At 62.1% G+C, this 26,273-nt stretch carries 29 protein-coding genes; 11 read left to right on the forward strand and 18 right to left on the reverse strand.

The genetic code is table 11. The features are described 5' to 3' along the window. Positions 1 to 8: 8 nt before the first annotated feature. From hmuQ to C2L65_RS33310, 9 genes are all read right to left on the reverse strand, one after another. Complete coding sequence (gene hmuQ, locus C2L65_RS33270) at positions 9 to 323, reverse strand: heme-degrading protein HmuQ (RefSeq protein WP_042305952.1); 315 nt, start codon at positions 321 to 323, stop codon at positions 9 to 11. Between the two features lie 110 nt (positions 324 to 433). Beyond that, positions 434 to 1,696: an MFS transporter gene (locus C2L65_RS33275; RefSeq protein ID WP_042305951.1), complete on the reverse strand. Its 1,263-nt coding sequence runs from the start codon at positions 1,694 to 1,696 to the stop codon at positions 434 to 436. 36 nt (positions 1,697 to 1,732) lie between these two features. Continuing rightward, the gene (locus tag C2L65_RS33280; protein WP_042305950.1) at positions 1,733 to 2,947 is read right to left on the reverse strand and encodes a YbfB/YjiJ family MFS transporter; all 1,215 of its coding nucleotides are present in this window, start codon (positions 2,945 to 2,947) and stop codon (positions 1,733 to 1,735) included. Positions 2,948 to 3,072: 125 nt separating this feature from the next. Next, the gene (locus C2L65_RS33285) at positions 3,073 to 3,783 is read right to left on the reverse strand and encodes an SDR family NAD(P)-dependent oxidoreductase (RefSeq protein ID WP_042305949.1); all 711 of its coding nucleotides are present in this window, start codon (positions 3,781 to 3,783) and stop codon (positions 3,073 to 3,075) included. Positions 3,784 to 3,900: 117 nt separating this feature from the next. Beyond that, positions 3,901 to 4,827, reverse strand: coding sequence for a LysR family transcriptional regulator (locus C2L65_RS33290; RefSeq protein ID WP_042305948.1), 927 nt, complete (start codon positions 4,825 to 4,827; stop codon positions 3,901 to 3,903). A gap of 159 nt (positions 4,828 to 4,986) precedes the next feature. Further along, the gene (gene petA / locus C2L65_RS33295) at positions 4,987 to 5,637 is read right to left on the reverse strand and encodes a ubiquinol-cytochrome c reductase iron-sulfur subunit (RefSeq protein ID WP_042305947.1); all 651 of its coding nucleotides are present in this window, start codon (positions 5,635 to 5,637) and stop codon (positions 4,987 to 4,989) included. Further along, on the reverse strand, positions 5,604 to 6,059 hold the full coding sequence (locus C2L65_RS33300) for a hypothetical protein (protein WP_042305946.1): 456 nt from the start codon (positions 6,057 to 6,059) through the stop codon (positions 5,604 to 5,606). The genes petA and C2L65_RS33300 overlap by 34 nt, the downstream gene beginning before the upstream one ends. Positions 6,060 to 6,404: 345 nt before the next feature. After that, positions 6,405 to 6,785 carry a VOC family protein gene (locus C2L65_RS33305; protein WP_042305945.1) on the reverse strand — a complete coding sequence of 127 codons (381 nt, stop codon included), beginning with the start codon at positions 6,783 to 6,785 and terminating at the stop codon, positions 6,405 to 6,407. 20 nt (positions 6,786 to 6,805) lie between these two features. Further along, positions 6,806 to 8,092, reverse strand: coding sequence for an MFS transporter (locus tag C2L65_RS33310; RefSeq protein ID WP_103254617.1), 1,287 nt, complete (start codon positions 8,090 to 8,092; stop codon positions 6,806 to 6,808). Positions 8,093 to 8,193: 101 nt separating this feature from the next. Between C2L65_RS33310 and C2L65_RS33315 the strand changes: the two genes are divergently transcribed. Then, the gene (locus C2L65_RS33315; protein WP_042305944.1) at positions 8,194 to 9,066 is read left to right on the forward strand and encodes a LysR family transcriptional regulator; all 873 of its coding nucleotides are present in this window, start codon (positions 8,194 to 8,196) and stop codon (positions 9,064 to 9,066) included. A 4-nt stretch (positions 9,067 to 9,070) separates the two neighbouring features. On the opposite strand, the gene C2L65_RS33320 is transcribed toward C2L65_RS33315, so the two are convergent. Then, complete coding sequence (locus tag C2L65_RS33320; RefSeq protein ID WP_091783440.1) at positions 9,071 to 9,229, reverse strand: DUF3563 family protein; 159 nt, start codon at positions 9,227 to 9,229, stop codon at positions 9,071 to 9,073. 289 nt (positions 9,230 to 9,518) lie between these two features. Between C2L65_RS33320 and C2L65_RS33325 the strand changes: the two genes are divergently transcribed. The 3 genes from C2L65_RS33325 (at position 9,519) to C2L65_RS33335 (ending at position 12,264) form a co-directional block, all read left to right on the forward strand. Then, positions 9,519 to 9,707 (forward strand): hypothetical protein, encoded by a 189-nt coding sequence (locus tag C2L65_RS33325; RefSeq protein WP_042305942.1) that lies wholly within the window; start codon positions 9,519 to 9,521, stop codon positions 9,705 to 9,707. A 7-nt stretch (positions 9,708 to 9,714) separates the two neighbouring features. Beyond that, positions 9,715 to 10,953, forward strand: coding sequence for an MFS transporter (locus C2L65_RS33330; protein ID WP_042305941.1), 1,239 nt, complete (start codon positions 9,715 to 9,717; stop codon positions 10,951 to 10,953). Between the two features lie 492 nt (positions 10,954 to 11,445). After that, positions 11,446 to 12,264, forward strand: a complete 819-nt coding sequence (locus C2L65_RS33335) for a flagellin domain-containing protein (RefSeq protein ID WP_042305940.1) — start codon at positions 11,446 to 11,448, stop codon at positions 12,262 to 12,264. 75 nt (positions 12,265 to 12,339) lie between these two features. Here the strand turns inward: C2L65_RS33335 and C2L65_RS33340 are convergent, their stop codons facing one another. The 3 genes from C2L65_RS33340 to C2L65_RS33350 all read right to left on the reverse strand — a co-directional run bounded on the left by C2L65_RS33340 (position 12,340) and on the right by C2L65_RS33350 (position 15,249). Further along, complete coding sequence (locus tag C2L65_RS33340) at positions 12,340 to 13,152, reverse strand: TlpA disulfide reductase family protein (protein WP_042305939.1); 813 nt, start codon at positions 13,150 to 13,152, stop codon at positions 12,340 to 12,342. Positions 13,153 to 13,345: 193 nt separating this feature from the next. Continuing rightward, a complete protein-coding gene (locus C2L65_RS33345) occupies positions 13,346 to 14,095 on the reverse strand; it encodes an SDR family NAD(P)-dependent oxidoreductase (protein WP_042305938.1) in 750 nt (249 codons plus the stop codon). Between the two features lie 38 nt (positions 14,096 to 14,133). Then, the gene (locus C2L65_RS33350) at positions 14,134 to 15,249 is read right to left on the reverse strand and encodes an alkene reductase (RefSeq protein WP_042305937.1); all 1,116 of its coding nucleotides are present in this window, start codon (positions 15,247 to 15,249) and stop codon (positions 14,134 to 14,136) included. A gap of 143 nt (positions 15,250 to 15,392) precedes the next feature. Between C2L65_RS33350 and C2L65_RS33355 the strand changes: the two genes are divergently transcribed. Continuing rightward, positions 15,393 to 16,280 carry a LysR family transcriptional regulator gene (locus tag C2L65_RS33355; RefSeq protein WP_042305936.1) on the forward strand — a complete coding sequence of 296 codons (888 nt, stop codon included), beginning with the start codon at positions 15,393 to 15,395 and terminating at the stop codon, positions 16,278 to 16,280. 194 nt (positions 16,281 to 16,474) lie between these two features. Further along, positions 16,475 to 17,575, forward strand: coding sequence for an SDR family oxidoreductase (locus tag C2L65_RS33360; RefSeq protein WP_042305935.1), 1,101 nt, complete (start codon positions 16,475 to 16,477; stop codon positions 17,573 to 17,575). Positions 17,576 to 17,612: 37 nt separating this feature from the next. Here the strand turns inward: C2L65_RS33360 and C2L65_RS33365 are convergent, their stop codons facing one another. Continuing rightward, complete coding sequence (locus tag C2L65_RS33365) at positions 17,613 to 18,209, reverse strand: nitroreductase family protein (protein ID WP_042305934.1); 597 nt, start codon at positions 18,207 to 18,209, stop codon at positions 17,613 to 17,615. A gap of 262 nt (positions 18,210 to 18,471) precedes the next feature. Here C2L65_RS33365 and C2L65_RS33370 point away from each other — a divergent pair, with 262 nt between their 5' ends. From C2L65_RS33370 to C2L65_RS33390, 5 genes are all read left to right on the forward strand, one after another. Further along, positions 18,472 to 19,968: an MFS transporter gene (locus tag C2L65_RS33370; protein WP_042305933.1), complete on the forward strand. Its 1,497-nt coding sequence runs from the start codon at positions 18,472 to 18,474 to the stop codon at positions 19,966 to 19,968. 115 nt (positions 19,969 to 20,083) lie between these two features. After that, positions 20,084 to 20,329 (forward strand): hypothetical protein, encoded by a 246-nt coding sequence (locus C2L65_RS33375; protein WP_042305932.1) that lies wholly within the window; start codon positions 20,084 to 20,086, stop codon positions 20,327 to 20,329. A 31-nt stretch (positions 20,330 to 20,360) separates the two neighbouring features. Then, the gene (locus C2L65_RS33380) at positions 20,361 to 21,191 is read left to right on the forward strand and encodes a CmcJ/NvfI family oxidoreductase (protein ID WP_042305931.1); all 831 of its coding nucleotides are present in this window, start codon (positions 20,361 to 20,363) and stop codon (positions 21,189 to 21,191) included. A 170-nt stretch (positions 21,192 to 21,361) separates the two neighbouring features. Then, a complete protein-coding gene (locus C2L65_RS33385; RefSeq protein WP_042305930.1) occupies positions 21,362 to 22,273 on the forward strand; it encodes an alpha/beta fold hydrolase in 912 nt (303 codons plus the stop codon). 133 nt (positions 22,274 to 22,406) lie between these two features. Further along, positions 22,407 to 22,586 (forward strand): hypothetical protein, encoded by a 180-nt coding sequence (locus C2L65_RS33390; protein WP_233446708.1) that lies wholly within the window; start codon positions 22,407 to 22,409, stop codon positions 22,584 to 22,586. A 7-nt stretch (positions 22,587 to 22,593) separates the two neighbouring features. Here the strand turns inward: C2L65_RS33390 and C2L65_RS33395 are convergent, their stop codons facing one another. From C2L65_RS33395 to C2L65_RS33410, 4 genes are all read right to left on the reverse strand, one after another. After that, positions 22,594 to 23,433: a VOC family protein gene (locus C2L65_RS33395; protein ID WP_042305928.1), complete on the reverse strand. Its 840-nt coding sequence runs from the start codon at positions 23,431 to 23,433 to the stop codon at positions 22,594 to 22,596. 121 nt (positions 23,434 to 23,554) lie between these two features. Further along, a complete protein-coding gene (locus C2L65_RS33400) occupies positions 23,555 to 24,310 on the reverse strand; it encodes an ABC transporter ATP-binding protein (RefSeq protein ID WP_042305927.1) in 756 nt (251 codons plus the stop codon). Beyond that, on the reverse strand, positions 24,307 to 25,173 hold the full coding sequence (locus tag C2L65_RS33405; protein ID WP_042305926.1) for an ABC transporter permease: 867 nt from the start codon (positions 25,171 to 25,173) through the stop codon (positions 24,307 to 24,309). Before C2L65_RS33405 ends, C2L65_RS33400 begins: the two co-directional genes overlap by 4 nt. Before the next feature lie 53 nt (positions 25,174 to 25,226). Beyond that, entirely contained in the window at positions 25,227 to 26,258 is a 1,032-nt protein-coding gene (locus C2L65_RS33410; RefSeq protein WP_042305925.1) for an aliphatic sulfonate ABC transporter substrate-binding protein, read from the reverse strand. Between the last annotated feature and the right edge of the window lie 15 nt (positions 26,259 to 26,273).

The raw sequence follows: 26,273 nt of genomic DNA on the forward strand, positions 1-26,273 counted from the left end.
CCCGTCCGTTACTTCACGGTCTGGAGCACCTCGAATCCCTCGAACTCCGGATGCCCGAGATAGAGCGTGCGCGACTCGCTCCCTGCATTCCGGTGCGCGGCGCGAAACGCTTCCGATTGCGTCCACGCCTCGAACGCCGGGCGATTCGCCCACACGGTGTGACTCGAATACAGCACGTGGTCGTCGCGTTGCGGTCCCTTCAGCAGATGAAACTCGACAAAGCCGGGCACGTCCTTCAGATGCGTGTCCCGTGTCGTCCATACTTCCTCGAAGGCGCTTTCCGAACCCAACGCCACTTTGAACCGGTTCATTGCAATGAACATGACTGTCGCTCCCGTATGACTGCGATGTCGCGAAGTTGCGGATGCTTCGAAAGTCTACTGGCGAAGTATACGCACAAGATCGCGAACGCGTGCATCAAGAGCGAACCCGGCTACCGACCGCGCGCCCATTGCGCAAACCCCGCACACACGACCAGCAGCGAGCCGGTGACGAAGAACACGGAATGCATGCCGAAATGGACGGCAATCTGTCCGCCGATCACCGGGCCGATCACCTGTCCGCTGAACTGCGCGGATTGCAGATAGCCGAGCATCTGCCCCGTCTTGCTCTCGTCGACGGCATGGCGCGCGAGCTTCGCGATGGCGGGCAACAGCCCCGCGAGCGACATGCCCATCAGCGCGCGCAGCGCTGCGAGTTGCCACCATTGATGAACGAACGCTTGCGGAAGCATCAGCAGGCCCGTGACGATCAGGCAACCGATGATCACATTCCACCCGCCGATCCGGTCCGCGAGTGCGCCGAGCCGCGCTGCCGTCAGCATGCTGCCGAATGCGGAGCAGGCCATCACGACACCCGCAATGCGCGCCAGTTCGTCCGGCCCGACACCGAGGCTGCCGACGTACACGGTAATCACCGGCTCGATCGACATGTTGGCGAGCAACACCATCATCGCCGTCGCGAGCAATGCGCCGATCACCGCATAGTGAGTGCGAGTCGAGTGCGCGGCTGTCGCGCCGCTGGCGGCTTTGCGCTTGGAATCGGTGGCGGGGTGGAAGTCTTCCTTGACGACGAAGATCGTCAGCAGCGCCGCCACGGCGATCACCGCGCCACCCGCGAAGAACGTACCTCGGATGCCGAGCCAGCCCGGCAGAAAGCCGCCGATCAGCGGGCCGACCAGCGCGCCCGCGAGCGCGCCTGTTGACAGCAGGCCGAGCGCCCAGCCGGCGCGCTCGCGCGGCGCCTGCGTGCCGACCATGACCGTCGAAGCCGACGCGTACCCGCCCACCAGACCCGCGATCAAACGCAAGCCGACGAGCTCGTACACATTGTGCGCAATGCCGATCAGCGACATCACCACGGCCATGCCGACGGCGGCGCGAATCAGCATCGGCTTGCGGCCATAGCGGTCGGCCAGACGCCCCCACAGCGGCGCGGTGACGGCTGTGCCGAGGAACGTCGCGCCGAACGCGACACCCGACCATTGAATGACATCCGCCTGCGATTCGACGCCGAGTTGCTTCACATAGAGCGGCAGAAACGGCAGCAGCATGCTGAGGCTGACAAGCGTCGTGAAAGAGCCGAATACGCAGACGAACAGATTGCGCATCCAGTGCTGCTGATTGCGCTCCGTGTAGCCGAGTGAGGTGACTTCCGGCGCGGTGCGCATCGCAACGGTGGTCGTGGGCTGATTCATGCTGTGATTCCTTCGATCAAGTGTTGCAGGAAAGTCTTAGCTGTTCTCCGGGTTGCCGCGAAGCGCGGCGAACAGGTCGACGGACAACGCAAGTGCGAGCGCCGCTGCGCCGATCGTGAACAACATCCGGTAGTTGCCGCCGTTCTGTGTGAACAGGAACGACATGCCGTATGCAGCGCCCGCCTGCAACACCGCGAAGCCGGTGGTGGCCGTGCTCCATGCGCCTTTTTGCGCGGCGGGGTGATGCGCGAGCAGTTCGTTCACACGGCCGAGCGCGAGCGGCACGATGCCCGGCACGGCTGCGCCCATCAGCAAGCTGGACGCGATCAGCAGCGCGGGACTCGTGCCGATCAGCGGCAATGCGACGGCGACGATCTGGATCACGAACGCGACCCGCAACGCAGGGCCGAAGCCCGCGCGGTCGGCGAGGTGTCCACTCAATAACGGACCGGCGATGGCGCCGAGGCCGAACAGCACCCAGTATTGGGCGCCCGTGTCGAGCCCCTTGCCGAGACCGCGCGATACGAAATCGACGAGAAACAGCATGTGCGGGACGAGGCCGATCGCGTTGAGCGCGTACTCCGCATACAGCGCGCGCAACGTGAAGCCGCTGTGCTTCCGGTGCTTCGCGTGATGTGCGGGCGCCGTATGGGCAGGTGCGTCATGCTTCGGCCAGCCGTTCCATGCGGCGAGGGTCAGCAGCAGGGCGATGGCAGCGAGACCGAGCCAGGTTTGCTTGACCCCTTGAAGCAGCAACAGTGGCACGAGCGTGCCAGACGCCGCGATGCCGAGGCCGATGCCCGCGAAAATCGCGCCGCTCACGAGGCCGCGGCGCGACGGCGGCACATGCGCGAGCACAGTCGGCGCGGCGAGCACCATCAGTGCGCCGCCCGAAAGTCCCGACGCGAAGCGCCACATGAAGAACCACGAAAACGACAACGGAAACGCGCAAGCGACGAAGGCAATCGTTGCCAGCAGCATCATCGCGCGTAATACGTGGGTTGCATTTGTGCGCTTCGCGAGATAGCCGCCGAGCAGCGCACCCGCCAGATAGCCGCCCAGATTCGCTGCGCCGAGATACGCGGCCGTCGATGCCGCAAACCAGTGCGCATCGATGATGGCGGGAAGAAGCGGCGTATACGCGAAGCGCGCGAGTCCAATCCCGACGAGACTTGCGCTCGCGCCCGCCACCGTGCCACGCGTGATGTTGAAGGCGGGCGGCTTCGTGATTCTGATAGCTGCGTCCTGCATTGTTATCTCCGTGCTGCTGTCGCTACTGCTCGCTGCGACTCCTCGAATAAAACATTGATGTGAAAAATACTATGGCATCCGAAATAATTGATATCGAGGATGCCATGCCGGTAATACCCGTTCACTCAAGAACCGACGTTACTGCCGCCGTCGACGTGCAAAATCTCGCCCGTCACGAAGCCCGCCGATTCCAGATACAGCACGGCTTCCGCAATATCCGTCACTTCGCCGAGATGCCCGATCGGGTGAAAGCGCGCGAGTGCTTCGTGCCGTTCGCGCGGGTGCATCGGCGTTTTGATGACGCCTGGCGCGACTGCATTCACGCGAATGCCTAGCGGCGCATACTCGATTGCCAGCGACCGCGTGACAGCATTCAGCCCGCCTTTGGTCAACGCGGCCATCGCCGCGGGCAGTCCGGCGCGTGGCCGGTCGACGAGGCTCGCCGTGATGTTCACCACATGGCCGCTGCGTTTCTTTTTCATCTCCGTCAGCACGCGCTGCGTGATATGAAAGAAACCGTTGACGTTGGTCGCCATGACGGCGTCGTAATCTTCGGGTGTGTAGGCGTCGAAGGGCTTTGCGATGAAAATGCCTGCGTTGTTGACCAACGTGTCGATCCGTCCAAAGCGCTCCAGCGCGATGGCGACGACCTGTTGCGCGGTCTTCGCATCGGCGATGTTGCCTTGCACGGTGGCAATGTCAGGATCGTCGCTTGACTGGATCGAGCGCGACGTCGCGACTACGCGGAAATTGCGGTCGCGATACGCTTTGACCACTCCCGCGCCAATGCCCTGCGACGCGCCCGTGACGATCACCACTTTCTGTTCGGCACCCATTCACCTGCTCCTTTAACCAAATGGGCCGCGTGGCCCGATGTCGATGGAGCAAGTCTAGATTGAGTCGATCGCAGAGAGAATCCACGCAATGCGGCAGACATTCTTCCGCACGGCGGTTCAATGGGTGTCGGTGATGCGCTGTAACTGCTTGAAATGCCGACGCAAACGCGGCGTGGCGAAATCGACGAAGGCGCGCACTTTCGGCACCGAGAGGCGGCCGTGCGGCGTCAGAAGATGCACGGGCAAGGGCGCGTGCTCGCTGTCGCGCAGCACGATGCGCAGCTGCCCGTCCTTTACCTGCTGCGCGACGTGATACGAGAACATGCGCGTGACGCCGCGTCCTTCGACGGCGGACGCCACGGCGGCGTCGATACTGTTGACGATCAGGCGCGGCGAGAAATGGACGACCTGCGCGACGGTCGAGCCTTCGGCGGGCGGAAAGCTCCATGAGTCGACGCCGAAGTGCGTCATCGAAATGATCTGATGTTGTTCCAGGTCCGCGGGCTCGCGGATCTGCGGATGCTTCGCCAGATAACGCGGCGACGCCGTCACGACACGCCGCACTTCGCCGACGGGAATCGCGATCAGCGTCGAATCGGGCAGATGCGAAATGCGCAACGCGACGTCGATGCCTTCGTCGACGAGGCTGACGGGGCGGTCGAGCATATGCAGCCGCACCGACACGGCCGGGTACTCGTCGATGAAGTCGTCGAGGATCGAGCGCAGCATGTCCTGGCCCGCTGCGACGGGCGCGGTGATGTTCAGCAGGCCGCGCGGCGCGGAACGCTCGCCCGCTACAAGCAGGTCGGCTTCTTCCAGATCGGTCAGGATGCGCCGGCACGCGGCGGCGTAGCGTTCGCCTGCCTCGCTGAGCTTGATCGTGCGCGTGGTGCGGTGCAGAAGCGGCGAGCCGACATGCGCTTCGAGAAAGGCAATGGCGCGGCTCACCGCAGCGGGCGAACGGCCGAGCCGGCGGCTTGCGCCCGCCAGGCTGCCTTCGTCCAGCGTCGCGACGAACACCTTCATTGCGTCGATGCGGTCCATGATGCATTGCTCGGGAAATCGTCGGCGAGGCGACGTTGCCCGGAAGTGTACAGCGGCGCGTGTGTTCAGGCCCTTCAAAGGCCGCGCGATGCGTCTGCTAGCGCTGCGCCGTCACGAGCCAGCGGCGCAGATCGACGCCTTAGCGGCCAACACTCGCGATCAGGCTTCGCCCTGTTCGTCTGCGCCGATCACGACATGACTCGCGGATTCAAATCGATAACGCGGTACATCGAGATTTTGTGGCGCGGGTTTGTCCTTGAACACGCGGCCTGCGAGGTCATACGTCGACCCGTGACATGGGCAAAGAAATCCGCCTGGCCAGTCGTCGGGAAGGCTCGTTTGCGGGCCAGGCTGGAAACGCGGACTTGGTGTGCAGCCGAGATGCGTGCATACGCCGACTACCACGAGCAGATTGCTGTGCTCCGGGCGCGAGCGAAACTCGTTGTTGCAGTACGGCGGCAGCGGCATCGAGAAGGGCCGCGTTGTTTGCGGGTCGGCGACGAGCGGATCGGCGGCGCGCACATCGGCGAGCATCGCGTCAGTGCGATTGACGATGAAGACGGGCTTGCCGCGCCATGCCGCCGTCAGCATGTCGCCGGGCTGCAGCCGGCTGATGTCGACTGTCACGGGCGCGCCCGCCGCCAACGCCGAAGCCGATGGCCTGAACGATTCAACGAAGGGCGTGACGACGGCCACGCCCGCAATGCCGCCCGCCACCGATGTCGCAATCATCCATCGACGGCGTGCTTCGTCGACGGGCGCGTCCGCGTCGGCGCTCACGACGTGCTCCCTTCTGTGTGCGTCGGCCATACGAACATCGCGCGAACGTGTGCTGATGAGTTGACGTCGACTACACGCTGCTGGGTCTTGCCATCATGGCTTGCGGTGATCTTGTAGCGCCCGTTCGGAAGCGATGCAAGCATGAATGGTCCGTGCGAGGTCGCGTTCAAAAGTGTCTTGCCGTTCATGTCGGCGATGTGAACGGGAACGTCGGCGAGGTACTCATTCCCGTGACGCGTCGCGCCCGTAAACTCGAGTACGAGCGGGTATTGGTGCATGGCGTCCTTCAGCGCAGCCGATTGATCGCTGCCGACGCCACCCGAAAGATACGTGACCGCGCCTTGCTGATGAAGCGGCGGCAGATTCGTCGTCGCTGCGAAAGCGACACTGGTTGCGGATTGCGCAAACACGAGTGCGATGGCAACGAGACCTGCTTTGGTGAATGTGTTCATGATGATTCTCCATCGTGAAGATTAAAGCTGTTTATTGCAGATGTTTTCGTTCAACGAGCGCTGCGCCTTCGTTGATATTCGCCGGACCGGATGCATCGCGAGCGCAACCTTGCCCGTCGATAGGCCGGTCGCGTGCGCGATACAGAGGAAGATCGCGAACGCGTGTGTACAACGCGACATCGCAAGGGTTTGAGATTCAAGGCATTCACGATGCGACCTCAAAGTCTTCGTGTCTGCAATGTAGGCAACGCGAATTAAACGAGAATTAAAGCGCGTGATACGGACGAGTACGGGGAATACCCGTCGTTGGGCGGATAGATGACGCAGCGGGCGCCGCGCACGCGGCTAGCCCATCAGTTCGGAAATCTCGATCAGGTTCAGATCGGGGTCCCGCACATACACGGAGCGGATCTTCTGCGTCGCACCCGTTCGTTCGACAGGCCCTTCGACAATCGGCCAGTTGCATGCCGCGAGATGCGCGATAACCTGATCGAGCGGCACCGATGCGATAAAGCACAGATCCAGCGCACCCGGCACGGGCAAATGCGCCTTCGGCTCGAATTCGCTGCCGCGTACATGCAGATTGATCTTCTGATTGCCGAAGCGAAAGGCGATACGCCCGGCGCCGAATGTCTCCAGTTGCATCTGCATGACCTGCGTGTAGAACTTCGTCGTGGCTTCTGCATCGGTGCAGGTCAGCACCAGATGGTCCAGATGGTCGATCATGAAGAGACTCCTTCTGTGAGTCAGCGTGTACGCGCGTGTACGCGAATTTTGCGCGCATTCACGCGCGCAACGTACAACGTAAGCGTGCCGCAGACGGCGAGCATCGCAAAGCCGAATCCGGCGACGGACGGCCATGCGCCGTTTTGCCAGAACCAGCCGCCCCACGAACCGAGCACGCTTGAACCGAGATAGTACGCAAGCAGATACAGCGAGGTCGCGTGACCCTTTGCGCCATCGGCGAGTTGTCCGACCCAGCCGCTCGCCACCGAATGCGTGATGAAAAATCCAATGGTCAGCACGATGATGCCGAGCACGACAGGGATGAGCGCATGCATCAGCGTCAACGCAAGTCCCAGCGCAGCCACCACGACGCCCGCAATCAGGACCGGTCCGCGCCCACAGCGATCGGCCAACGCGCCCGCGCCGGATGCGGCGACGATACCGAACAGATACGAACAGAAGATCAGGCCGGTTTGCGTCGCGCTGAGATCGAACGGCGGCGCCATCAGCCGGAAACCCGCATAGTTGTAGACGGTGACGAACACGCCCATGACGAGGCATCCCGTTGCGAACACGGCGGGCAATGTCGCGGCCGTCAGATGCTTGCGCCACAGCGCGATGTGATGAACAGCAGTGAGGTCCGCGCGTTTCACGAAATTGCGTGAGCCTGGCAACAGCAACACGAACGCGATAGCGGCAACGACATCGACGATACCGATGGTCAGCATCGCCGTGCGCCACGACAGATGATCGCTCATGTAACTCATGCCCACGCGCCCGATCATTCCGCCGAACGCCGTGCCGCCGACATACAGCCCCATCGAAAGCCCCAGCCCGCGCGGATCGATTTCCTCCGCGAGATACGCCATCGCGACGGCGGGCACGCCGCCGAGCGCCAGCCCTTCCAGCGCGCGGGCGACGAGAATGCTGTGCCAGTCCGCTTCGAGCGCGGCGCAGACGTTGAAGAGCGCGGCGAGTGTCATCGATGCGAAGATCAGGCCGCGTCTGCCGAACCGCTCCGATAGCGCGCCCGCGCAGAGAATCGAGAACGCGAGAAAGCCTGTCGAGAGCGATAGCGCGAGCGAGCTTTGCGCCGCTCCGATATGAAATTCGCTGGCGAAAACGGGCAGCAACGGCTGCACGCAATACAGCAGCGAGAACGTGGAGAAGCCCGCAAGAAAGAGCGCGATGCTGATACGGCGAAAGTCCGCCGAGCCGGGCCGCACGCCGGACGCGCCGGTGGTATTGAAACGTGTGCTGGATGTTTCGATGCGATCGGGCGTCGCAAAAGATGGATCGGGGTTCATGGACAAGATCAGCGGTCGACTGTGACGCAGGAATTGTCCTGCGCCAGAGCTATACTGTCCAATATATGAAACTGGCTAACCCGATATGTTTGAGCACTAGCATGGAACTGCGTCATTTACGGTATTTCGTCGAGGTTGCAAGCGAGCGCAACTTCACGCGCGCGGCCGAAAAGCTCGGCATCGGACAGCCGCCGCTCAGTCAGCAGATCAAGAGCCTGGAGCGCGAACTGGGTGTCGAACTGTTTCGTCGGACGGCGCATGGCGCCGAGCTGACGGGCGCGGGCGAAGCGTTTCTGATCGAGGCGCAGCGCGTGCTGGGCGGCGCGCAACGCGCGGCGCAAGCGGCGCAGCGGGCCGCGCGTGGCGAGACGGGACGGCTGCGTATCGGCTTTACGGGGTCGGCGGCGTTCAATCCCGTTGTGCCCGCGCTGATCCAGCGTTTCAAGAGCCGCTATCCGACCGTCGATCTGACGCTCGAAGAAGCGAATACGCCTGCGTTGCTGCAACGCCTGCTCGATGACGGCCTCGATGCCGTGTTTTTCAGGCCCGGGACCACGTCGCCAGAGCACGTGCAGACGCATCGCTTCGCGGACGAGCCAATGAAAATCGTGTTGCCGTCAACGCATCCGCTCGCAGCGAAGAAGCGCCTGCCGTTGACGGCGCTGGCTGATGAGCCGTTCGTGCTCGTGCCGGGGCCGGCGGGCGTGACGCTGCACGACGAAATCGTCCGCGCGTGCGGCGAGGCGGGCTTCAGTCCGCACCTCGCGCAGCCTGCGCCGCAGGTGTCGTCGGTGATCAATCTGGTGGCGGCGGGCCTCGGTGTGTCCATCGTGCCCGCCGCGATTGCGCAGGTGCAGGTGAAGGGCGTGCGTTACGTCGACGTGCAGGGCGCGAAAATGCGGGCGCGTCTAGCGTTGGGATGGCGTGAAGGGGACGCGTCCGCGCCGCTCGGCAATCTGGTCGGATTGCTGTGACAGCTTAATCTCTCGCCTCGATCAGCCGCATGCGGCGTTCGAGTTCGAAGAGATCGACGGCCGACGAGAGATACGTGTCACGGCGGCTGTGCTCGGCGCGGTCCAGCAGTTCCTCTGCGCGGTCCAACAGTTCGAAGATGAGCCGGAGGAAGTATGCGAACATGGCGTGCTCCTGTTGCGTTGGTTCAGACGCAACCATTTGCATCGAGCGTGCCATTTCGGAGAAGTCCTTGTCTGGCGGGCTTGCGGGTTATCCAGCGGACGTCGACGGATGCGAATGTGTTCGAATAGCCCCAACTTTCGCCCGGCAACAGTTTGCTTTCACCATGCTTCCATGCGGATAACCGCTCGCCAGATGCGGCCGCATTACGACGGTATGCATTTGACGCGGCGGGCCGACTTCAAGCGCGCAGAAAGCCGATTCATGAACATTCGACGCAAGGAGAATCCGAGTGACACCGCTGGCGTTGTGGCTTCGCGTGCCGGGACAACACGACGAGCGCTTCATTGCCGTGCGGGATCGCATGTTTCGCATTGCATCCGCGCCGGGCTCGACCTTCGAGTTCATCGAGCGTGACGGACAGATCGTCTCGCTCGATCAGATGACAGGGGCGGGGCGTTTCATTCTTCGCAAGGTGTGACGGGCATATGGACGAGCGTCCTGCTTCCCCGGAAAAGCCGACGTCCGGCCGGTCCCGCGTCAGCACCCTTCGGCAGATACCCGGCAGCGTCTGGGTGTTGGGCTGCGTGAGCCTGTTGATGGACATCTCATCGGAGATCATTCACAGCTTGCTGCCGATGTTCATGTTGGTGAGCCTCGGCGCGAGCGCGACGACGATCGGATTGATCGAGGGCATCGCCGAGGCGACGGCGCCCATCGTCAAGGTCTTTTCCGGTGCGCTCAGTGATTACCTCGGCAACCGCAAATGGCTCGCCGTCGCGGGCTATGGGCTCGGCGCGCTGAGCAAGCCGCTGTTCGCGATTGCACCGACCCTCGGCCTCGTCGTGACGGCGCGCGTGATAGACCGGATCGGCAAAGGCATTCGCGGCGCACCGCGCGATGCACTCGTCGCCGATGTCACGCCGCCGCCGCTGCGTGGGGCTGCTTTCGGATTGCGGCAGTCGCTCGATACCGTGGGTGCCTTTCTCGGGCCGCTGCTCGCGGCCGCGATCATGCTGATCTGGGCGAATAACTTCCGGCTGGCGTTCTGGCTGGCCGTCATTCCTGGTGTGCTGGCTGTCGCGTTGCTGGCGGCCGGCATCGACGAACCCGCGCGCCAACCGGGCGCGAAGCGCGTCAATCCGATCCGGCGCGACAGCATTCGTCAACTCGGTGGCGCGTTCTGGTGGATCGTCGCAGTCGGGGCCGCGTTCGCACTCGCGCGCTTCAGCGAGGCGTTCCTCGTGCTGCGCGCGCTGGATAGCGGCGTGCCCGTCGCGCTGGTGCCGCTCGTGATGGTCGCGATGAACGTCGTGTATTCGCTATCGGCCTATCCGCTCGGCAAGCTCGCCGACTCGACGAGTCATGTCAGGCTGCTGGTGGCGGGGCTCGTGATACTCGGCGTGTCCGATATCGTGCTTGCGCACGCGGTTCACTGGAGCATCCTGCTCGTGGGCGTTGCGCTGTGGGGCCTGCATATGGGCACGACGCAAGGGCTGTTCGCGACGATGGTGTCGCATAGCGCGCCCGCGCATTTGCGCGGCACGGCGTTCGGCTTGTTCAATCTCGCGAGCGGGCTTGTGACGCTGGTTTCCAGCGTGATCGCGGGCGCGTTGTGGGACACGATAGGCGCGGCTGCGACGTTCTATGCCGGCGCCGCATTTTGCGTGGTCACGATCGTGCTGCTGCTGGCACGTCCCGCGCGACGCATCGAGCCGCGCAGCTAAACTGCGCGTGCGAACGAGGCTTGCGTTGCCTCACTGTGAAATAAATTTGCTAACCCCACGCGGCAAACGACAGGTTTTCTGCCTGAAAGATTCGCAGATGTAATGTCAACCGGACTGTCAGTAAAAGTTATTACCGCGTCAGCAATAAACGAGGTTTTATCGATTAATGCTTTCACGAAGCTGTAAAGCTTGCATAATTATTCGTAACAATAAAAGCAGCGACATTCTCTTTGTAATGCCTGTGAATGAAAATGGAAGAAGTGCGGGTGTATGTGAAAATATGTATATATATCAGTATGTTATAGCGAAATTTTCAGATGGAAACGTGGCGCTTCAGCATTCCGGTTCCGTATCCGTGTAAAGCGGAAATTACCGCAAGAAACCTAAAGCAATATTTGGAGACGTCGTAAACCCCGTCGAGTGGTGGCGCGAAATAGTGAATAAATTGCGTTGCCGCTTATGTCGATCTTTCTAGAACCGAAAGGGGTTGAAATGCTTAACATCAATACGAACATCATGTCGCTGACGGCGCAGAACAACCTGGAGGGTTCGCAAAACGCGCTCTCGCAGGCGATCAACCGTCTGTCGTCGGGCAAGCGTATCAACACGGCCGCTGACGACGCGGCGGGCCTCGCAATCGCTACGTCGCAAACGGCATCGATCAATGCGTTGACGCAAGGCGCCGCAAACGCGAACAACGGCATTTCGATGGTGCAGACCACGAACGGCGCACTGCAATCGATCGTCGACAACCTGCAGCGCATCCGCCAGCTGGCAGTGGAAGCAGGCGACGGCTCGCTCGACTCGAATGCGCTCGCCAACCTGCAGGCGGAAGTGTCGACGCGTCTGACGGAAATCACCCGCGTTGCGCAACAGACTACGTTCAACGGTCAGGCGGTGCTGAACGGTGTCGGCTCGGTCAACTTCCAGATCGGCGCGTTCAACGGCCAGCAGATCACCGCTAACTTCGGCACGCAGAGCTGGGACGCCAACTCGCTGGGCATCAGCGGCTTGAGCGTGGCGACCGCTTCGGGCGCGCAAGCCGCCATGAGTTCGATCGATAGCGTGCTGACGAGCGTGAACACCTTCCAGGCAACGCTCGGCGCGACGCAGAACACGTTCCAGGCCGCCATTTCGACGACGCAAACGGAAGCGACCAACATGAGCGCCGCCGAATCGCAGATCACCGACGCGGACTTTGCGACGGAAACGGCCAACCTGTCGAAGGCTCAGGTGTTGCAGCAAGCGGGTATCTCGGTGCTCGCGCAAGCGAACTCGATGCCGCAGCAGGTGCTGAAGCTGCTGCAGTAACGGGAACGGCATTGTGCATCCTGTGTCGGGCGAGCGGGATGCACGGTGTTTTCTTCGCTAAGGCAAGCTATGCGCTCAAGGTCTCGAAGATTCAAGCGATGGATAAAGCCGAGCCAGCATTGCATCGAAAGTCGCCTGCGACACGCGCCCCAGGTGCTTTTCCAGCAATCGTCCGTTGGCATCGTAAAAGAGCGTGGTCGGATACGCGGTGACATTCACGCTCTTTGCGAGTATCAGTTGCGGATCAAAACGGGAGTTATCGATGTGCAAGTTGAGGTCTGCCAGAAACGCCTCGACCGTGTGGCGGTCTTCTCCCTGATTCACGAAAACCAGATCGAGTTCGGGATGGTTTGTCTGCTCGCTGGCAAGCACGGGCATTTCGCCTCGACAGGGTCCACACCATGTCGCCCACAAATTGACGACGAGTGGCTTGCCGTTGTTGCGTGCCAGGCGCTGCGGCATACCGGCCTCGTCGAGTAGCGTTATCGACGGCACGTGCGAAGGCTCGTCGGATCGATCCATCACCGCACCAGCGATGCCCCACGCGACGAAGCCCGATATTACCGTGACGGCTAATGAACGTCGTATTGCCGATCGTCGTATTGCGGCAATCAGCGCGACGACGATTCCTGCCGCAATGCCCGGTGTCGCTGCGAATCCCGCGTCTCTGATATCGAGCATTTGCAGGAACTCGCCGCGATAGCTCGGCAGGTATTGAAGGACGAACACAGCACGCGCGACGAACAGGCCAATGAGTAACGCCGTAAAGAGGGCGCGCTCGACGTCGGATTGCTTCTCGCCAGAGAATCTACTGACGAGTAACGCTACGGCGATGCCAATGAACAAAGCAAGCGGTCCAGCAGGAAGAGCCAAAGGGCCGATATTCATTCGTTTGTTCCAGGTGCGCCATCGTGTTTCTGAATGACCCGGACTATACCGCCTGGAGCGCAACATCATGAATACCCTGGAGGATCAAGAATATGCTCGTTCGTCTCGTTCCTGGCTGCGATCGATTTGCGCTCATGAAGTAATCAGCAAATGGAGGGCGAGCGTGACCGCTCGCCCCGACATCGCGACAGGCTCACACCTGCGCGAGGCCACCGTCGACGAACAGGTCGATACCCGCAACGTAGCTGCTCTCGTCGGATGCGAGGAACAGCGCTGCGGACGCAATTTCCTCAGGCCGGCCGATGCGGCCCAATGGCGTCGCGGCAGCGAACCTGGCGCGCAGTTCATCTGCTTCGGCGGCCGTCGCAACCTGGCTGTCGATGATCGGCGTGTCGATCGCACCTGGGCTGATGGCATTGACGCGAATGCCGCGGCCCTTCAGTTCGACGGTCCATGTTCGCGCCAGCGAGCGGACGGCTGCCTTCGCCGCGCTGTAAGTGTCGTGAGCCGGCAAGCCTTTGACGCCAGCGATCGAACTGGTCAGGATGATGCTGCTTCCACTGGCCATCAACGGCAGCGCTTTTTGTGCGGTGAAAATGAGTCCGCGCACGTTGACGTCGAACGTGGCATCGTAATGCTGCGGCGTAATCTCTTCGAGCGTGCGATGCTCGACCGCCCCTGAATTGGCGAACAGAACGTCGATCTTGCCGCGTTGCTCTCCGACAATGGAAAACAGGCGGTCCAACTCATCGAGCTTCGTTACGTCGGCCTGCACGGCCGTCACGTTGCGGCCAATCTGCTGCACCGCCTTGTCGAGTTCCGATTGCCGTCTCCCGACGATGAACACATACGCGCCCTCGTCGACGAAGCGTTGCGCGGTGGCAAGTCCAATGCCGCTGCTGCCGCCGGTGATGACGGCTGTCCTGTTTGCAAGTCGATTCATGATGTTGTCGTTCCTGATTCAAGCGGTATCAAGCTGCTTCAAGCGGTTTCGGTTTCGGCATGAAACGCATAGTCGGTATAGCCACGCGCATCGCCGCCGTAGAAGGTCGAACGGTCGTAGCGGGTGAGCGGCTTGCCGGTGCGCAGACGGTCGGGCAGATCGGGATTCGAAATGAACATGCGCCCGAATGCGACGAGGTCCGCGTGGCCGTCGGCGACGATCTGCCCGGCGCTTTCGCCCGTAAAGCCGCCTGCGGCGATGATCGTGCCGTTGTAGAAGCGCCGCATGTCTTTCGACGTCACGTCCGACTCGCTCGTCTCCTGCTCGACGATGCCGCGAATACGTGGCTCGATGACATGCAGGTACGCGAGGTCATAACTGTTCAGGCGCTCTGCAACATAGCCGAAGGTGGCATGCGGATCGCTGTCCGACATCGTGCCGTACGTGCCGCTCGGCGACAGCCGCAGTGCGACGCGGCCGGGCCCCCACACGGAGACGACGGCATCGAGCGTGTCGAACAGGAATCGCGCGCGATTCTCGATCGGGCCACCATAGACGTCGGTGCGATGGTTCGTGCCGTCCAGCAGGAACTGCTCGAACAGATATCCATTTGCGCCGTGAAGCTCGACACCGTCGAAGCCTGCCTCTTTCGCCAGCACGGCACCGCGACGGAACTGCTCGACAATGCCCGCAATTTCGTCGATCTCCAGTGCGCGTGGCACGATCAGTTCGGCTTCCGCCACGTTGCCGTTCCCGTCGCGAATGGCTGCGTGTTCGAGCGAGCGCAACGCGGAAGGGGCAACAGGTGTGATGCCGCCCGTGTTGGCGGGATGCGCCTGGCGTCCCGCGTGCCACATTTGCAGGAAGATGCGCGCGCCCTTCGCATGCACGGCATCCGTCACGCGCCTCCAGCCCTTCACCTGCGCATCCGTGTAAATGCCTGGCGCGTCGACGTAGGCAATGCCAAGCGGCGAGACGGCCGTCGCGTCGCTAATCAGCAGGCCGCCTTCCGAGGCGCGCTGCGTGTAGTACTCGACCATCAGGTCGCCGGGCACGTTGCCTTCCTCGGTGCGCATCCGCGTGAGCGGCGCGAGCACGATTCGGTGACTGAGTTCGAAAGGGCCGACATGGGTACGGCTGAAGAGCGTGTTCATGCGTGCATCCTCTGGATGAGTGTTGAAGATGACGGGATCATGAGCGCCCGTTAAGCCGCGCAGAAGGGGCCTGGCGGGGATAACTGCCATTCCTTGAGAGAATAGGGCCTGACGACTTCGACGAAACCTGGGAGAGGCGTAGCATGGATCGACTGGCCGCAATGGAAATTTTTGTCAGCGTTGCCGAGGCGGGCTCGTTTTCGGCTGCCGCGAAGCGGATGAACGTGGGGCAGCCCGCCATTTCCAAATCCGTTGCACAGCTGGAAGAACGCCTGGGCGTGCGGCTCATCCTGCGTTCGACGCGAGGCTTGACGATGACGGACGCTGGCCAACGTTTCTACGAGCATGCGAAGCGCGCGATCCAGGAGGCCGACGACGCGGAACAGGTCGTGCGCGACGCCTCCGATAGCCTGTCCGGCAAGCTGCGCGTCAGCGCGGCGGTGACGTTCGCGTGCCTGCATGTGCTGCCGTCGCTGAATGCCTTCCTGAGCCGGCATCCCAAGCTGGAAATCGACCTCAAGCTCGACGATCGCATCATCGATCTGCTCGAAGAGGGCATGGACGTGGCGTTGCGGATGGGGGCGCTGACTGATTCGTCGATGACGGCGCGGCGTATCGGGCGAAGTCCGCGGCTCGTCGTCGGCACGCCGGACTATTTCGCACGGGCAGGCGTGCCCACGACACCCGCCGAGCTGAATCGACATCAGGCAATCGTCTACTCGCAGCGCGGCGGCGGCGAGACATGGACGTTCCACCAGAACGACAGCGACGTCGATGTGACGGTATCGGGACGTGTTCGCGTGAGCGCGGCGGAAGGCATGCGCACGGCCGTCCTCAATGGAATGGGGCTCGCCATCGCGTCGCGCTGGATGTTTTCTCCCGAGTTGGCATCGGGCCAGGTCGAGGCCGTGTTGACCGACTGGACCTTGCCCGCGGTCGATCTTTGGGCCGTCTTTCCATCGGGGCGGCTGGTGACGGCGAAAGCGCGTGCATTCGTTGAATTCGTCGAGGAGGCGCTCGCTCGTGCGTAATGGCGAGTCGTATCCGCCAAACCCATTACTCGATGGAATAACTGGAATTCCGCGCCGCCTACTACTGAAGACTCCCGTTCAAAACTACATTTCGTTCGACCGACGGGACGTCGGAAGGACACTCAAACATGCCACGTGATATGCAACGCGAAAGGTTTGAGTCGAAACGGAATGGATAGAACTGGAGAGCAGGAATGGGCACGAGCAGCAAGGTACTGGTAGCGGGCGCGAGCGGACTGATTGGTGTTGCCGCTATCGAGAGCTTTCTCTCTGCGGGTTGGGATGTGGTCGGCATTTCCCGGCGCAAGCCGGACCTGCCGAGCGGCCGCGAATTTGAATTCATTCCCGTGGACTTGCGCGACGAGAACGCTGCGCGTGAAGCGCTGTCTGCGCTCGGCGGCATTACGCATGTCGCGTATGCGGCAATCTACGAGAATGCGGATGATCTGGTGAGCGGCTGGTCGAACGCGGATCAGATCGAGATCAACAACGCGATGCTCCGCAATGTGATTGAGCCGCTCGTTTCAGGAAAATCGAAAGCGACGTTCAAGCACGTGTCGATCCTGCAAGGCACGAAGGCGTACGGCGTACACCTGCATCCTATTGCCATTCCGGCACGCGAAAGCGACCCGCGCGACGATCACGCAAACTTTTTCTTCGATCAACAGGACTACGTTCGCGACGCTGGTGAAAAACACGGGTTCACGCATACCGTGCTACGTCCGCAACTCGTGACGGGAAAAACCCCCGGCGCGCTCAATGTGCTTCCCGCTATCGGTGTCTACGCCGCGATCCGCCGCGAGAAGGGTGAGTCATTCGGCTTTCCGGGTGGCCCGTCCTTCGTCTGGGAAATGGCGGATGCCGATCTCGTCGGCGAGGTGATGGTTTGGGCCGCGCAGTCTCCGCAAGCGGCGAATGAGATCTTCAATGTCACCAACGGCGATGTCTTCGAATGGCGCAGCGTATGGCCGGCGATGGCGAAGACGCTCGGCGTGAATGCCGGGACCGACGAGCCAAGGAACGTCGCGCAGTACATTCGTGAGAACGCGGACGTGTGGGCGAAGATCGTCGCCCGGTACGGACTTGCGAGCGGCGATCTTCGCTCTTTCGTCGGACAGGGCGACCAGCATGCCGATTTTGCGTTTGCATACGGCGCGCCGGCGGGGCCTGTCGCTTTCGTCAGCACGGTAAAGCTTCGCAAGACGGGATTCAATGCGGCGGTCGATACGCGCGATGCGTTCTGCGATGCGCTTCAGTCTTTTATCGACCGCAAGCTGTTGCCGCCTGCGTTGTGACGGGTTGCATTCGCCTGCGCAGTGAGCGCTTTCGCGATCAGAACGTGAACTGTCCTTCCGCGGCAAACGTGGAGAGCGGATTGCGCGGGCTCGGCGTCTCGCGTTTCTGCAGTCCTTCAGGCAACGAAGACTTGTCGCCGGGGCGGCCGATCGCGATCGCCGCTTCGACGGCATAGTCGTCGGGAATTGCCAGTTCTGCACGAATGCGCTCGCGTTCGATACCGGCAAGACCATGAGCCTTCCATCCGGACAGGCTCGCCTGCAGCGCGAAATAACCCCAGGCAGCACCCGTATCAAACGAATGCGACGCTAGCGCGACCTCGTCGGTTGCGCCTGGCGGCGTGAATGACCGCTTCGACAGCACGATCAGAATGGCGGCTGCATGTTGCGCCCAGCCTCGGTTGAAGTCATTGAGAAAGCCGAGAAACTGGGTCCAGTGCTCCGTATCGCGCCGTGCATAGACAAAGCGCCACGGCTGCGAGTTATACGAAGAAGGCGCCCAGCGGGCCGCTTCGAGGAACGTCAGCAGCGAGGCTTCCGGAATCGTGTCTTGCGCGAAGGCGCGCGGCGACCAGCGTTCCAGAAACTGTCTGTCGATGGGATGCTCGGCCGTACGTGTATTCGATGAAGTCATGATGGTGATGTGTAGCGTTTGATCGTCGTAGTTTTCGTGCCTGTGCCGGGATATTCCGAATCACGACGTTAAGTGGCCACGCGCGCGAATCCAAACAATGTTTGCGCATATCGAAAGCAGCGAATCGTCGATATACGAGGCGCACAGCGCGAAGCGACGCGCATCGTAGCAACGTCAGTTTGCATATATTCAATCGTCGTTTGGAAGACGTGATGGGCGTCGCTAGCATGCAGGAACTTTCTGACTTCCTGTTCGACTCATCATGTCTACCGTCGCTATTCCATCCACTCCGCTGGACTCGTCCGTTGCACACGATTCCGCTCGTCCCGCCGTCATCCGCTCCGCGCAGGACGTATCGCGTATCGTCAACGCGGGCGCGGTGAAAGGCAGTAATGCACGCATCGTGATCGCGATTGCACTAGGCGGCGTGTTCCTCGATGCCTATGATCTGACCTCGCTCGCCTACGGCATCAAGGACATCGCGAAACAGTTCGCACTGTCGCCCGTGCAGGTAGGTTTCGTTTCTTCCGCGATCACGTTCGGCGCGATTCTCGGCGCGTTGTTCGGCGGCTATCTGACCGATCGGATCGGCCGCTATCGCGTCTTTATGGCAGACATGCTGTTCTTCGTCGTTGCCGCGATTGCGGCCGGTCTCGCGCCGAACGCCTGGGTGCTCGGCGGCGCGCGCTTCCTGATGGGGTTCGGCGTCGGGCTCGATCTGCCCGTTGCGATGGCGTTTCTGGCGGAGTTCTCGCGTGTGGCGGGCAAGGGCAACAAGGCGGCAAGCGTCGCTGCGTGGTGCCCCGCGTGGTATGCCGCGACGAGTACATGCTACCTGCTGATTCTCGGTCTGTACGCGATCCTGCCCGAGCACCAGCTCGGCTGGCTGTGGCGGCTCACGCTCGCGTTCGGCGCCGTGCCCGCGATCGTCATCATTCTGGTGCGCAGCCGCTATATCAGCGAATCGCCGGTCTGGGCAGCGAATCAGGGCGACCTCGAAGGCGCTGCGCGCATCCTCAAGCGCTCGTATGGCGTCGATGCCGTCGTCGAGCGTGCGACGGCGCCCGTTGCACAACCGCGCCGCGCTTCGTGGCATAACTATGGCGTGCTGTTCAACGCCACATACCGCAGACGCACGATACTCGCGGCCGTGATCGGCAGCGCGTCGTCGTTCGGTTACAACGCGATCATCTTTGGCTTGCCTGTCATCATCACGAGCTTTTTCGCGCAAGGGCCTCTGACGACAATCGTCGCATCGCTCACGCTCAATCTGTTGTTCGCATTCGTGGGCGGGTTGATCGGCGTGCGAACCGCACCGACAATCGGTGCGTGGAAAATGACCGTGCTCGGTCATTCGCTGCAATTCGCTTCGTTGATCGGGCTTGCGCTGATCGGTCGTCCGAGCGGCACCGCGCTGGTGGTGGCGGCGATTCTGCTGCTGGGCGGCTATCTGTTCGGGCAAGGCTTCGGGCCCGGTTCGCATTCGATGACTTACGCGTCCCTCAGCTACCCAACTTCACTGCGCGGTATCGGCGTGGGGTTCAACCAGACGCTCGTGCGCACGGCTTCGACGATCTCGCTGTTTCTGTTCCCAGTGCTGGCGGGCGCGCTCGGCACGAAGGTGTTCTGGGTCATCGCGATTGCTCCGCTGACGTCGCTGCTGGTGCTGCTCGCGATCCGCTGGGAACCGTCTGGCTACGATATCGACGGCGAGGATTATGTGAGCGTGCCGTCCGTCACCGAGCGCGCCGGCGCCTGAGAGACCCGTTCATCTATCGGCGGTGCGTTGCAAAGCATTGCACAAATGCTTGTTTGTGCAATGCGCCGCCACTGACTAGATTCGATGAATATTGCCAAGAGCAGGAGGACGCATCATGTCGATGAACCTCGCATCGTTTTATCGTCAGGCCGTATTTCATCCCTTCCAGGCTGTGCGTCAGCGCTTGCGGGCGCGATCCGCCCACGCCGCTGAAGAACGCACCGACCGGCAGGCAGAGCACTCGCCGCGCGATGCGGGCGAGCGCCTCGAGCGTATAGCCGTCTATGCGCGAGCGGGCTACTTCAATATGGGCTACACGTTCGAGATGTTTCATGTGATCGGCGAAATAGCGCCGGACTAATTGAGCCGCGCGCATGCATGGAGCGTAAGCAATGAGCGATATCGTCGTCGAACAGCCAGCCGTTGTCGAAGCTGCGTTGAACTATCTCGTCGCGACGGGAGAAAAGCCCGCCACGTATGCCTATGAGCCGCCCGCAGGCGAGCCACAGCGCAGCGGCGTGTATCGGACGCAGCGTGTGAATATCGTCAATGCACGCGTGTCGCCGCCGCCGGGTGGCTTGTCGCTGGACCGCAATGGCTTTGAACTGCGGCAGCACGCGAGCGCGCTCAGCGACTTCTCGGACCCAGCGGCGATTGAACGCGTCTACTACCCTGAGGCCGAAACGCTGCTCAAGCGCTGGACGGGTGCGAAGCGCGTCGTCATCTTCGATCACACGCTTCGCGACGGCGAGGCGGCGCGAGCGAGCGGTGTGCGCGAGCCGGTCAAATTCATTCACAACGATCAGACTTTCGTCTCGGGGCCGCGCCGCGTACGCGATCATCTGCCGCCGCATGAAGCGGACGAGTTGCTCAACGGCAGGGTGGCGATCGTCAACCTGTGGCGTCCTGTCGGATCGACGGTCGAATCGTCGCCGCTCGCATTGTGCGATGCGCGCAGTATCTCGCTGACCGATCTCGTGCCGTCGGATCTGATCTATCCGGACAAGATCGGCGAGACGTATGCATTCGTTTTCAATCCGCGGCACCGCTGGTACTACTTTCCGTTGATGTCGCCGGAGGAAGTACTGCTGCTGAAAATCTACGATTCCGCGGGCGACGATATCGCACGGCTGACGGCGCACACCGCATTCGATGATCCGTCGTCGCCGCCCGATGCAAGAGCGCGGCGTAGTATCGAACTGCGCTCGTTGCTGTTTTTCTGAGCTTACGCTCGCACCCAATCGGCGTGAATCATTCTTCAGCGAATGCGCTTACCAGGGTGTGGGCGTGAGCAGCGCACGCCCGCAAAACACGACGATCGCATAAGCTTCGTCTAGCGCGTCGGTGTGTTCGTCCAGTTCGAGTGCCTGTCGCGTCGCATAAGGAGGTGTCCATGACGCACGGCAATGCTCAGCCTGCCGCAAACCGTTTTTTTCCCGGCTTCTCGAAACTCGACGTTGATACAGAGGACGTGTCATTTAGTGGTGTGACAGGCGGCTCCGGCCCGCCCGTCCTGCTGTTGCACGGCTATCCGCAAACCCACATCGCCTGGCGAAAGGTTGCGCCGACGCTCGCACAATCCCATACCGTCATCGTGCCCGACTTGCCGGGATACGGCGACAGCCGCACGCGAAACGATCAGCCGCGATGGACCAAACGTCGCGTTGCGCACGCGCTCGTCGCCTTGATGGATCGCCTGGGACATGAGCGGTTCGCCGTCGTCGGGCATGACCGTGGCGCACGCGTCGGATACCGGCTGGCGCTCGATCATCCTGCGCGCGTTGCCGCATACGCATCGCTGACTGTCATCCCCACGCTGGACGCCTTCGCGGGCGTCGACAAGGCCTTCGCGCTGAATGCGTGGCACTGGTTCTTTCTCGCGCAACCTTTCGATCTTCCTGAGCGCATGCTGGATGCGGACCCCGACGCATTTATCGATGCGGCACTGTCGAAGATGGCAGGCGGACTCGACGGCATCGATCCGCTGGCACTCGATGCTTACCGGGCCGCGTTTCGCAAGCCCGAAGTGCGTCATGCGATCTGCGAGGACTATCGCGCCGCGACTGCAGAGGACCTTCAGTACGACACAGCCGATTTCGACGCGGGGAAGAAGCTGACATCTCCCGTGCTGGTGCTGTGGAGCGAGCGGGAGCAGAGAGCAAGAAAGACGCTGCCTATCGATGTGTGGTCGAAGTGGGCATCGCGCGTGACGGGAAGGGCGCTGCCTGGCGGCCATCTGCTGCCCGAGGACGCGCCGGATGAGGTGCTGTCAGCGCTCGTGCCATTCCTTGCGGAAGCGTTCTAGATATCCTGGTCGCTGCGCCAGCATGAAGCCCGCACCAGACGCGTCGCGCGTTTATGTATAATTGCGAACGATTCTCAATAACGCGTGCGGGCATCGTCGCTAAACCACTATGCAAAACTTTTTCTGCAAGGATTTGATCGAGCGCTTCGGCTACGGCATGGCGGTCTACATCGCGGCGAAGGCCGCCGCGATGCAGCGAAGCATCGATGCCATCAACGACGAGCGGCGGGTGGTTGGCCGCTGTCTGCTGGAGAACGCGAGCATCGAAGAGGTCGTCTCCGTGTTGCGCAGGAAAGGCAAGCTGCCGGCCTGAAGCGCGCTCATCCGCCGGGCGCGTACACGAATTCGAGCCGCGCGCCGTGACTGAGCGAGCGCGGTAGTTCATGCGCTTGCGCGGCATCGGCAACGTGAATCGCTGCGCTGAAGACGCCTTCGCCCCGGATCGCGAGATGCGACCGTAGCGCTTCGGCAAGGGCTGTTGTGTTGCCGGCATCGGGATCATCGTCTGCGCGCGTTCGTGTCACGGGCGACAGCAACGTGACTGTCGTCCGACCTATCGACAGGGTCGCGAAGTACACACCGTGTCCCGTCAGCGCGCCTCGATGCACAGGCACGTCGCCAAGCAGAATGCGATACCGCGCGATACTCTTCTCCAGATCCGAAACGGCGACATTGACGGCGGCGAGTCCGGTCGCGCCATTGCGATGCGTGCGCGCTTCGCCTTCCGCGACGCGCAGGAAGCGGGGCGTCAGGTCGCCACACAAGAAGGGCAGGTCGCGCGTCGTCGGGCGGCCGATTTGCCATTCGAGCCGCGTGCCGTCGGGCCGGATGCGGCCACCCGGTATGGGGCCGTCATAGTACAGGCCGCGCGCATACGTGGCTTCCACAGTGCGCGCAACCGATTCGGGCAGCAGCGCGAAATCGACAAAGCCTTCGCCAGCGCGTTGTTGCTCGTCCCACCAGCGATGTTCCCGCGCGTCTTTCAGGAATGCGATCAGTTCGATGTAGCTGCCGTCGGCAAATCCGATCAGCGCATTATGTGTTGTCCCGTCGGCATGCGTGCCGCCGCGCTGCACGGTGAAACCCAGTTCGGCGAAATCAGCAATGGTCGTTTTGAGGTCATGCACGCGAATCACAAGATGATCTGGCAGCAGCGGCATCCATCCACTCCTCTCGTTTGTCGTTCGACAGTATGGAGCGGGCAGGGATGACGGGGCCACCAACAATATGTCGATAACTTCTTACGCTGCGCGGTTTAGGATGCGCGTCAGTTCGACACGGTCAGATCGGGGTTGACGCGATACCGTCCAGCAAAGTATCTCGCAGTGCATCCATCGCAGGATCGCGGAGATTTCGAGGCCGTGGCGCATCGACGTGAATCTCGCGCGCGATGTGGCTTGGACGGTCATCGCCCGGCGGCGACAGCAACAGAACACGGTCGGACAGGAGAAGCGCTTCGTCCAGATCGTGCGTGACGAGCAGGATCGTCGTTCCGTGCGCGTGCGCGAGCGCAAGCAACACACGCTGAAGGCGTGAGCGTGTGATGGCGTCGACGGCGCTGAACGGTTCGTCGAGTAACAACAGATCCGGCTCCGCGAAAAGTCCTCGCGCCAGGGCGACACGTTGTGCCATGCCGCCCGACAGTTGTTTCGGCAGCGCATCGCGCACGCCGGACAGACCGACTTCGGCCAGTAGGGTATCGACGCGCGGATTATGTCCCTGTCGAGGCCCGGCAGCGAACGCGATATTGTCGGCGACGCTTAGCCAGGGCAGCAGCCGTGGCTCCTGAAAGATCACACCGATCCTGTCGGATGGGCCGCGCTGCAATTGCTGCTCTAGCAGCACCGAACCATCCGCGTGGCCATCGAGGCCCGCAATCGCCCGCAGCAGCGTGCTCTTTCCACATCCGCTCGGGCCAACCAGACTGACGATCTCGCCGCGCGCCAGTTCGAACGATACCTGTTCAAATACCGTGCGCGGCCCGAAGCGCCGTGCGAGGCCGCGCACTTGCAGCAAGGGCGGAGTAGACGGGCTCATGGCGCGTCTCCCGAGACGTGGTGTGCATCGCGCCAGGACAGCACGCGCGTTTCGATGAGCTTGAATGTGCCGTCGCTCAGTTTGCCGAGCAACGCCAGCAGCAGGATGGCGCCGAACACGAGATCGGGTCTGCCCGTCTCGCGGCCGTCGCTGAGCAGATAGCCGAGGCCGCGCGTCGCGGCGATCAGTTCGGCCGCGACCATGAACATCCATGCGAGGCTGAGGCCCGTGCGCAGTCCCGTGAAGATCTGCGGCATCGACGCGGGCAGCAGAATGCGCGTGAACATCGCGCGCGGCGTCAGCCGGTTGAGCTCTCCGAATTCGATCAGCTTGCGGTCAACACCATGAATGCCGGCGACCACACTGAGCTGCACGGGAAAGAACGCGCCAATCGCGATGAGCGTGATCTTGGGTGCTTCGTCGATGCCCATCCACAGCAGCAGGATCGGCACCCATGCGAGCGATGGAATCGCGCGCAGTGCCTGAAACGCAGGGTCGAGCAGCGCATCGACGCGGCGGCTCAATCCCATCGCCGCGCCGATCAGCAACGCGAGCGCCGAGCCGAGCGCGAAGCCCGCGTACACACGCGCGATGCTCGCGCCGATGTGTCGCGCGACGCGTGTACCGCCGAGATCCCACAGCGTTTGTGCGATCGTGCTGGGAGCGGGGACGAGATGCATCGGCAACACGGACGTGCGAACCAGCGCTTCGATCACGGCGAGAAAGACGACGGGCAACGCATACCCTGCGTAGCGCCATAACCGCATGGCGTCGCGCGGTCGCTTGCGCAATGTGCGTTCGCTTGCGGCCCGCGAGTGTGAATCGCGCGTCTTGAGCGCGAGGGTCTGTTCAGTGGCAGCCATGATTCAAGTCCACGCTAATGCAGACTGCTTGCATGCGTCGTGTTGCGTGCGCGTCATTTCGCGCCGTTGCTCGCGATGACGGGCTGCGCGATTCTCGGATCGATCAGCGCGTCGATGACCTGATTGAGATCGGTGCCGCTTTTCACCAGCTGCTCGTCGACGAGAATCGGCGCGGCTGCCTTGAGCGCGGCGATCTGTTGCGCGCCGGGCTGCGGATGGCTGAAGTCGTTGCGGCTGAGTTGCAGCTTCGCGACCGCGAGCGAGACCTTCGATTCCTCCGAGACGATCTTCGCCGTATCGTCGGGATGCGCGGCGATCCACACGCGTGCTTTCTCATAGACCTTCAATACGCGAGCCAGTTGCTCCGGATGCTCGCGGATGAAGTCCTCGCGTGCGTTGAGCAGGCCCCACGTGTTGAAATCGACATTGCGATAAAGCAGCCGCGCGCCATCGTCGATTTGCGCGGCGGCCATGTGCGGGTCGAGCCCGGCCCACGCGTCGACCTGGTTGTTCGCGAGCGCGGTGCGGCCGTCCGGATGCTGGAGATTCACGATTTCGACGTCATCGCGCGAGAGGCCCACGGTATGCAGCGCGCGCAACGTGAAGAGGAACGGATCGGTGCCCTTGGTCGCGGCAATCTTCTTGCCTTTCAGATCGGTGAGACTCTTGATGGGCGAATCTTTGCGCACGACGAGCGCCGTCCATTCGGGGCGGGAAAACACATACACCGCACGGATCGGATTGCCGTTTGCCTTGCCGAGCACGGCTGCGAGACCCGCTGTCGAGCCGATATCAATGGCGCCGCTATTCAGATACTCGAGAGCGCGGTTGCTTCCCAGGCTCAGCACCCACTTGACCTGCGTATGATCGGCGGTGAACTCCTGTTCCAGCCAGCCATTGCGTTTGATGACGAGGCTTTCCGGCGAGTAATACGCGTAGTCGAGCTTCAGCTCCGCAAGCGGCGCAGCCTGCGTGCTTCCGAAATAGCAGAGCGCGAGCGCGGCGGCTGCCGTCGTCATGATGTTGCGCAGAACGTGCGCGCGACGCGCCCGTGCGAAGAATGCAAAGCCCCGAACCGATGCCATCGATTGTCCTTATGG

It is taken from the genome of Paraburkholderia terrae (assembly GCF_002902925.1).
Lineage (GTDB): Bacteria > Pseudomonadota > Gammaproteobacteria > Burkholderiales > Burkholderiaceae > Paraburkholderia > Paraburkholderia terrae.

Bases quoted from the DNA above. Each gene is read 5' to 3' on its own strand.
- hmuQ (WP_042305952.1), bottom strand. From the start codon at position 323: ATGTTCATTGCAATGAACCGGTTCAAAGTGGCGTTGGGTTCGGAAAGC.
- C2L65_RS33275 (WP_042305951.1), bottom strand. From the start codon at position 1,696: ATGAATCAGCCCACGACCACCGTTGCGATGCGCACCGCGCCGGAAGTC.
- C2L65_RS33280 (WP_042305950.1), bottom strand. From the start codon at position 2,947: ATGCAGGACGCAGCTATCAGAATCACGAAGCCGCCCGCCTTCAACATC.
- C2L65_RS33285 (WP_042305949.1), bottom strand. From the start codon at position 3,783: ATGGGTGCCGAACAGAAAGTGGTGATCGTCACGGGCGCGTCGCAGGGC.
- C2L65_RS33290 (WP_042305948.1), bottom strand. From the start codon at position 4,827: ATGGACCGCATCGACGCAATGAAGGTGTTCGTCGCGACGCTGGACGAA.
- petA (WP_042305947.1), bottom strand. From the start codon at position 5,637: ATGGCCGACGCACACAGAAGGGAGCACGTCGTGAGCGCCGACGCGGAC.
- C2L65_RS33300 (WP_042305946.1), bottom strand. From the start codon at position 6,059: ATGAACACATTCACCAAAGCAGGTCTCGTTGCCATCGCACTCGTGTTT.
- C2L65_RS33305 (WP_042305945.1), bottom strand. From the start codon at position 6,785: ATGATCGACCATCTGGACCATCTGGTGCTGACCTGCACCGATGCAGAA.
- C2L65_RS33310 (WP_103254617.1), bottom strand. From the start codon at position 8,092: ATGAACCCCGATCCATCTTTTGCGACGCCCGATCGCATCGAAACATCC.
- C2L65_RS33315 (WP_042305944.1), top strand. From the start codon at position 8,194: ATGGAACTGCGTCATTTACGGTATTTCGTCGAGGTTGCAAGCGAGCGC.
- C2L65_RS33320 (WP_091783440.1), bottom strand. From the start codon at position 9,229: ATGTTCGCATACTTCCTCCGGCTCATCTTCGAACTGTTGGACCGCGCA.
- C2L65_RS33330 (WP_042305941.1), top strand. From the start codon at position 9,715: ATGGACGAGCGTCCTGCTTCCCCGGAAAAGCCGACGTCCGGCCGGTCC.
- C2L65_RS33335 (WP_042305940.1), top strand. From the start codon at position 11,446: ATGCTTAACATCAATACGAACATCATGTCGCTGACGGCGCAGAACAAC.
- C2L65_RS33340 (WP_042305939.1), bottom strand. From the start codon at position 13,152: ATGAATATCGGCCCTTTGGCTCTTCCTGCTGGACCGCTTGCTTTGTTC.
- C2L65_RS33345 (WP_042305938.1), bottom strand. From the start codon at position 14,095: ATGAATCGACTTGCAAACAGGACAGCCGTCATCACCGGCGGCAGCAGC.
- C2L65_RS33350 (WP_042305937.1), bottom strand. From the start codon at position 15,249: ATGAACACGCTCTTCAGCCGTACCCATGTCGGCCCTTTCGAACTCAGT.
- C2L65_RS33355 (WP_042305936.1), top strand. From the start codon at position 15,393: ATGGATCGACTGGCCGCAATGGAAATTTTTGTCAGCGTTGCCGAGGCG.
- C2L65_RS33360 (WP_042305935.1), top strand. From the start codon at position 16,475: ATGGGCACGAGCAGCAAGGTACTGGTAGCGGGCGCGAGCGGACTGATT.
- C2L65_RS33365 (WP_042305934.1), bottom strand. From the start codon at position 18,209: ATGACTTCATCGAATACACGTACGGCCGAGCATCCCATCGACAGACAG.
- C2L65_RS33370 (WP_042305933.1), top strand. From the start codon at position 18,472: ATGTCTACCGTCGCTATTCCATCCACTCCGCTGGACTCGTCCGTTGCA.
- C2L65_RS33375 (WP_042305932.1), top strand. From the start codon at position 20,084: ATGTCGATGAACCTCGCATCGTTTTATCGTCAGGCCGTATTTCATCCC.
- C2L65_RS33380 (WP_042305931.1), top strand. From the start codon at position 20,361: ATGAGCGATATCGTCGTCGAACAGCCAGCCGTTGTCGAAGCTGCGTTG.
- C2L65_RS33385 (WP_042305930.1), top strand. From the start codon at position 21,362: ATGACGCACGGCAATGCTCAGCCTGCCGCAAACCGTTTTTTTCCCGGC.
- C2L65_RS33395 (WP_042305928.1), bottom strand. From the start codon at position 23,433: ATGCCGCTGCTGCCAGATCATCTTGTGATTCGCGTGCATGACCTCAAA.
- C2L65_RS33400 (WP_042305927.1), bottom strand. From the start codon at position 24,310: ATGAGCCCGTCTACTCCGCCCTTGCTGCAAGTGCGCGGCCTCGCACGG.
- C2L65_RS33405 (WP_042305926.1), bottom strand. From the start codon at position 25,173: ATGGCTGCCACTGAACAGACCCTCGCGCTCAAGACGCGCGATTCACAC.
- C2L65_RS33410 (WP_042305925.1), bottom strand. From the start codon at position 26,258: ATGGCATCGGTTCGGGGCTTTGCATTCTTCGCACGGGCGCGTCGCGCG.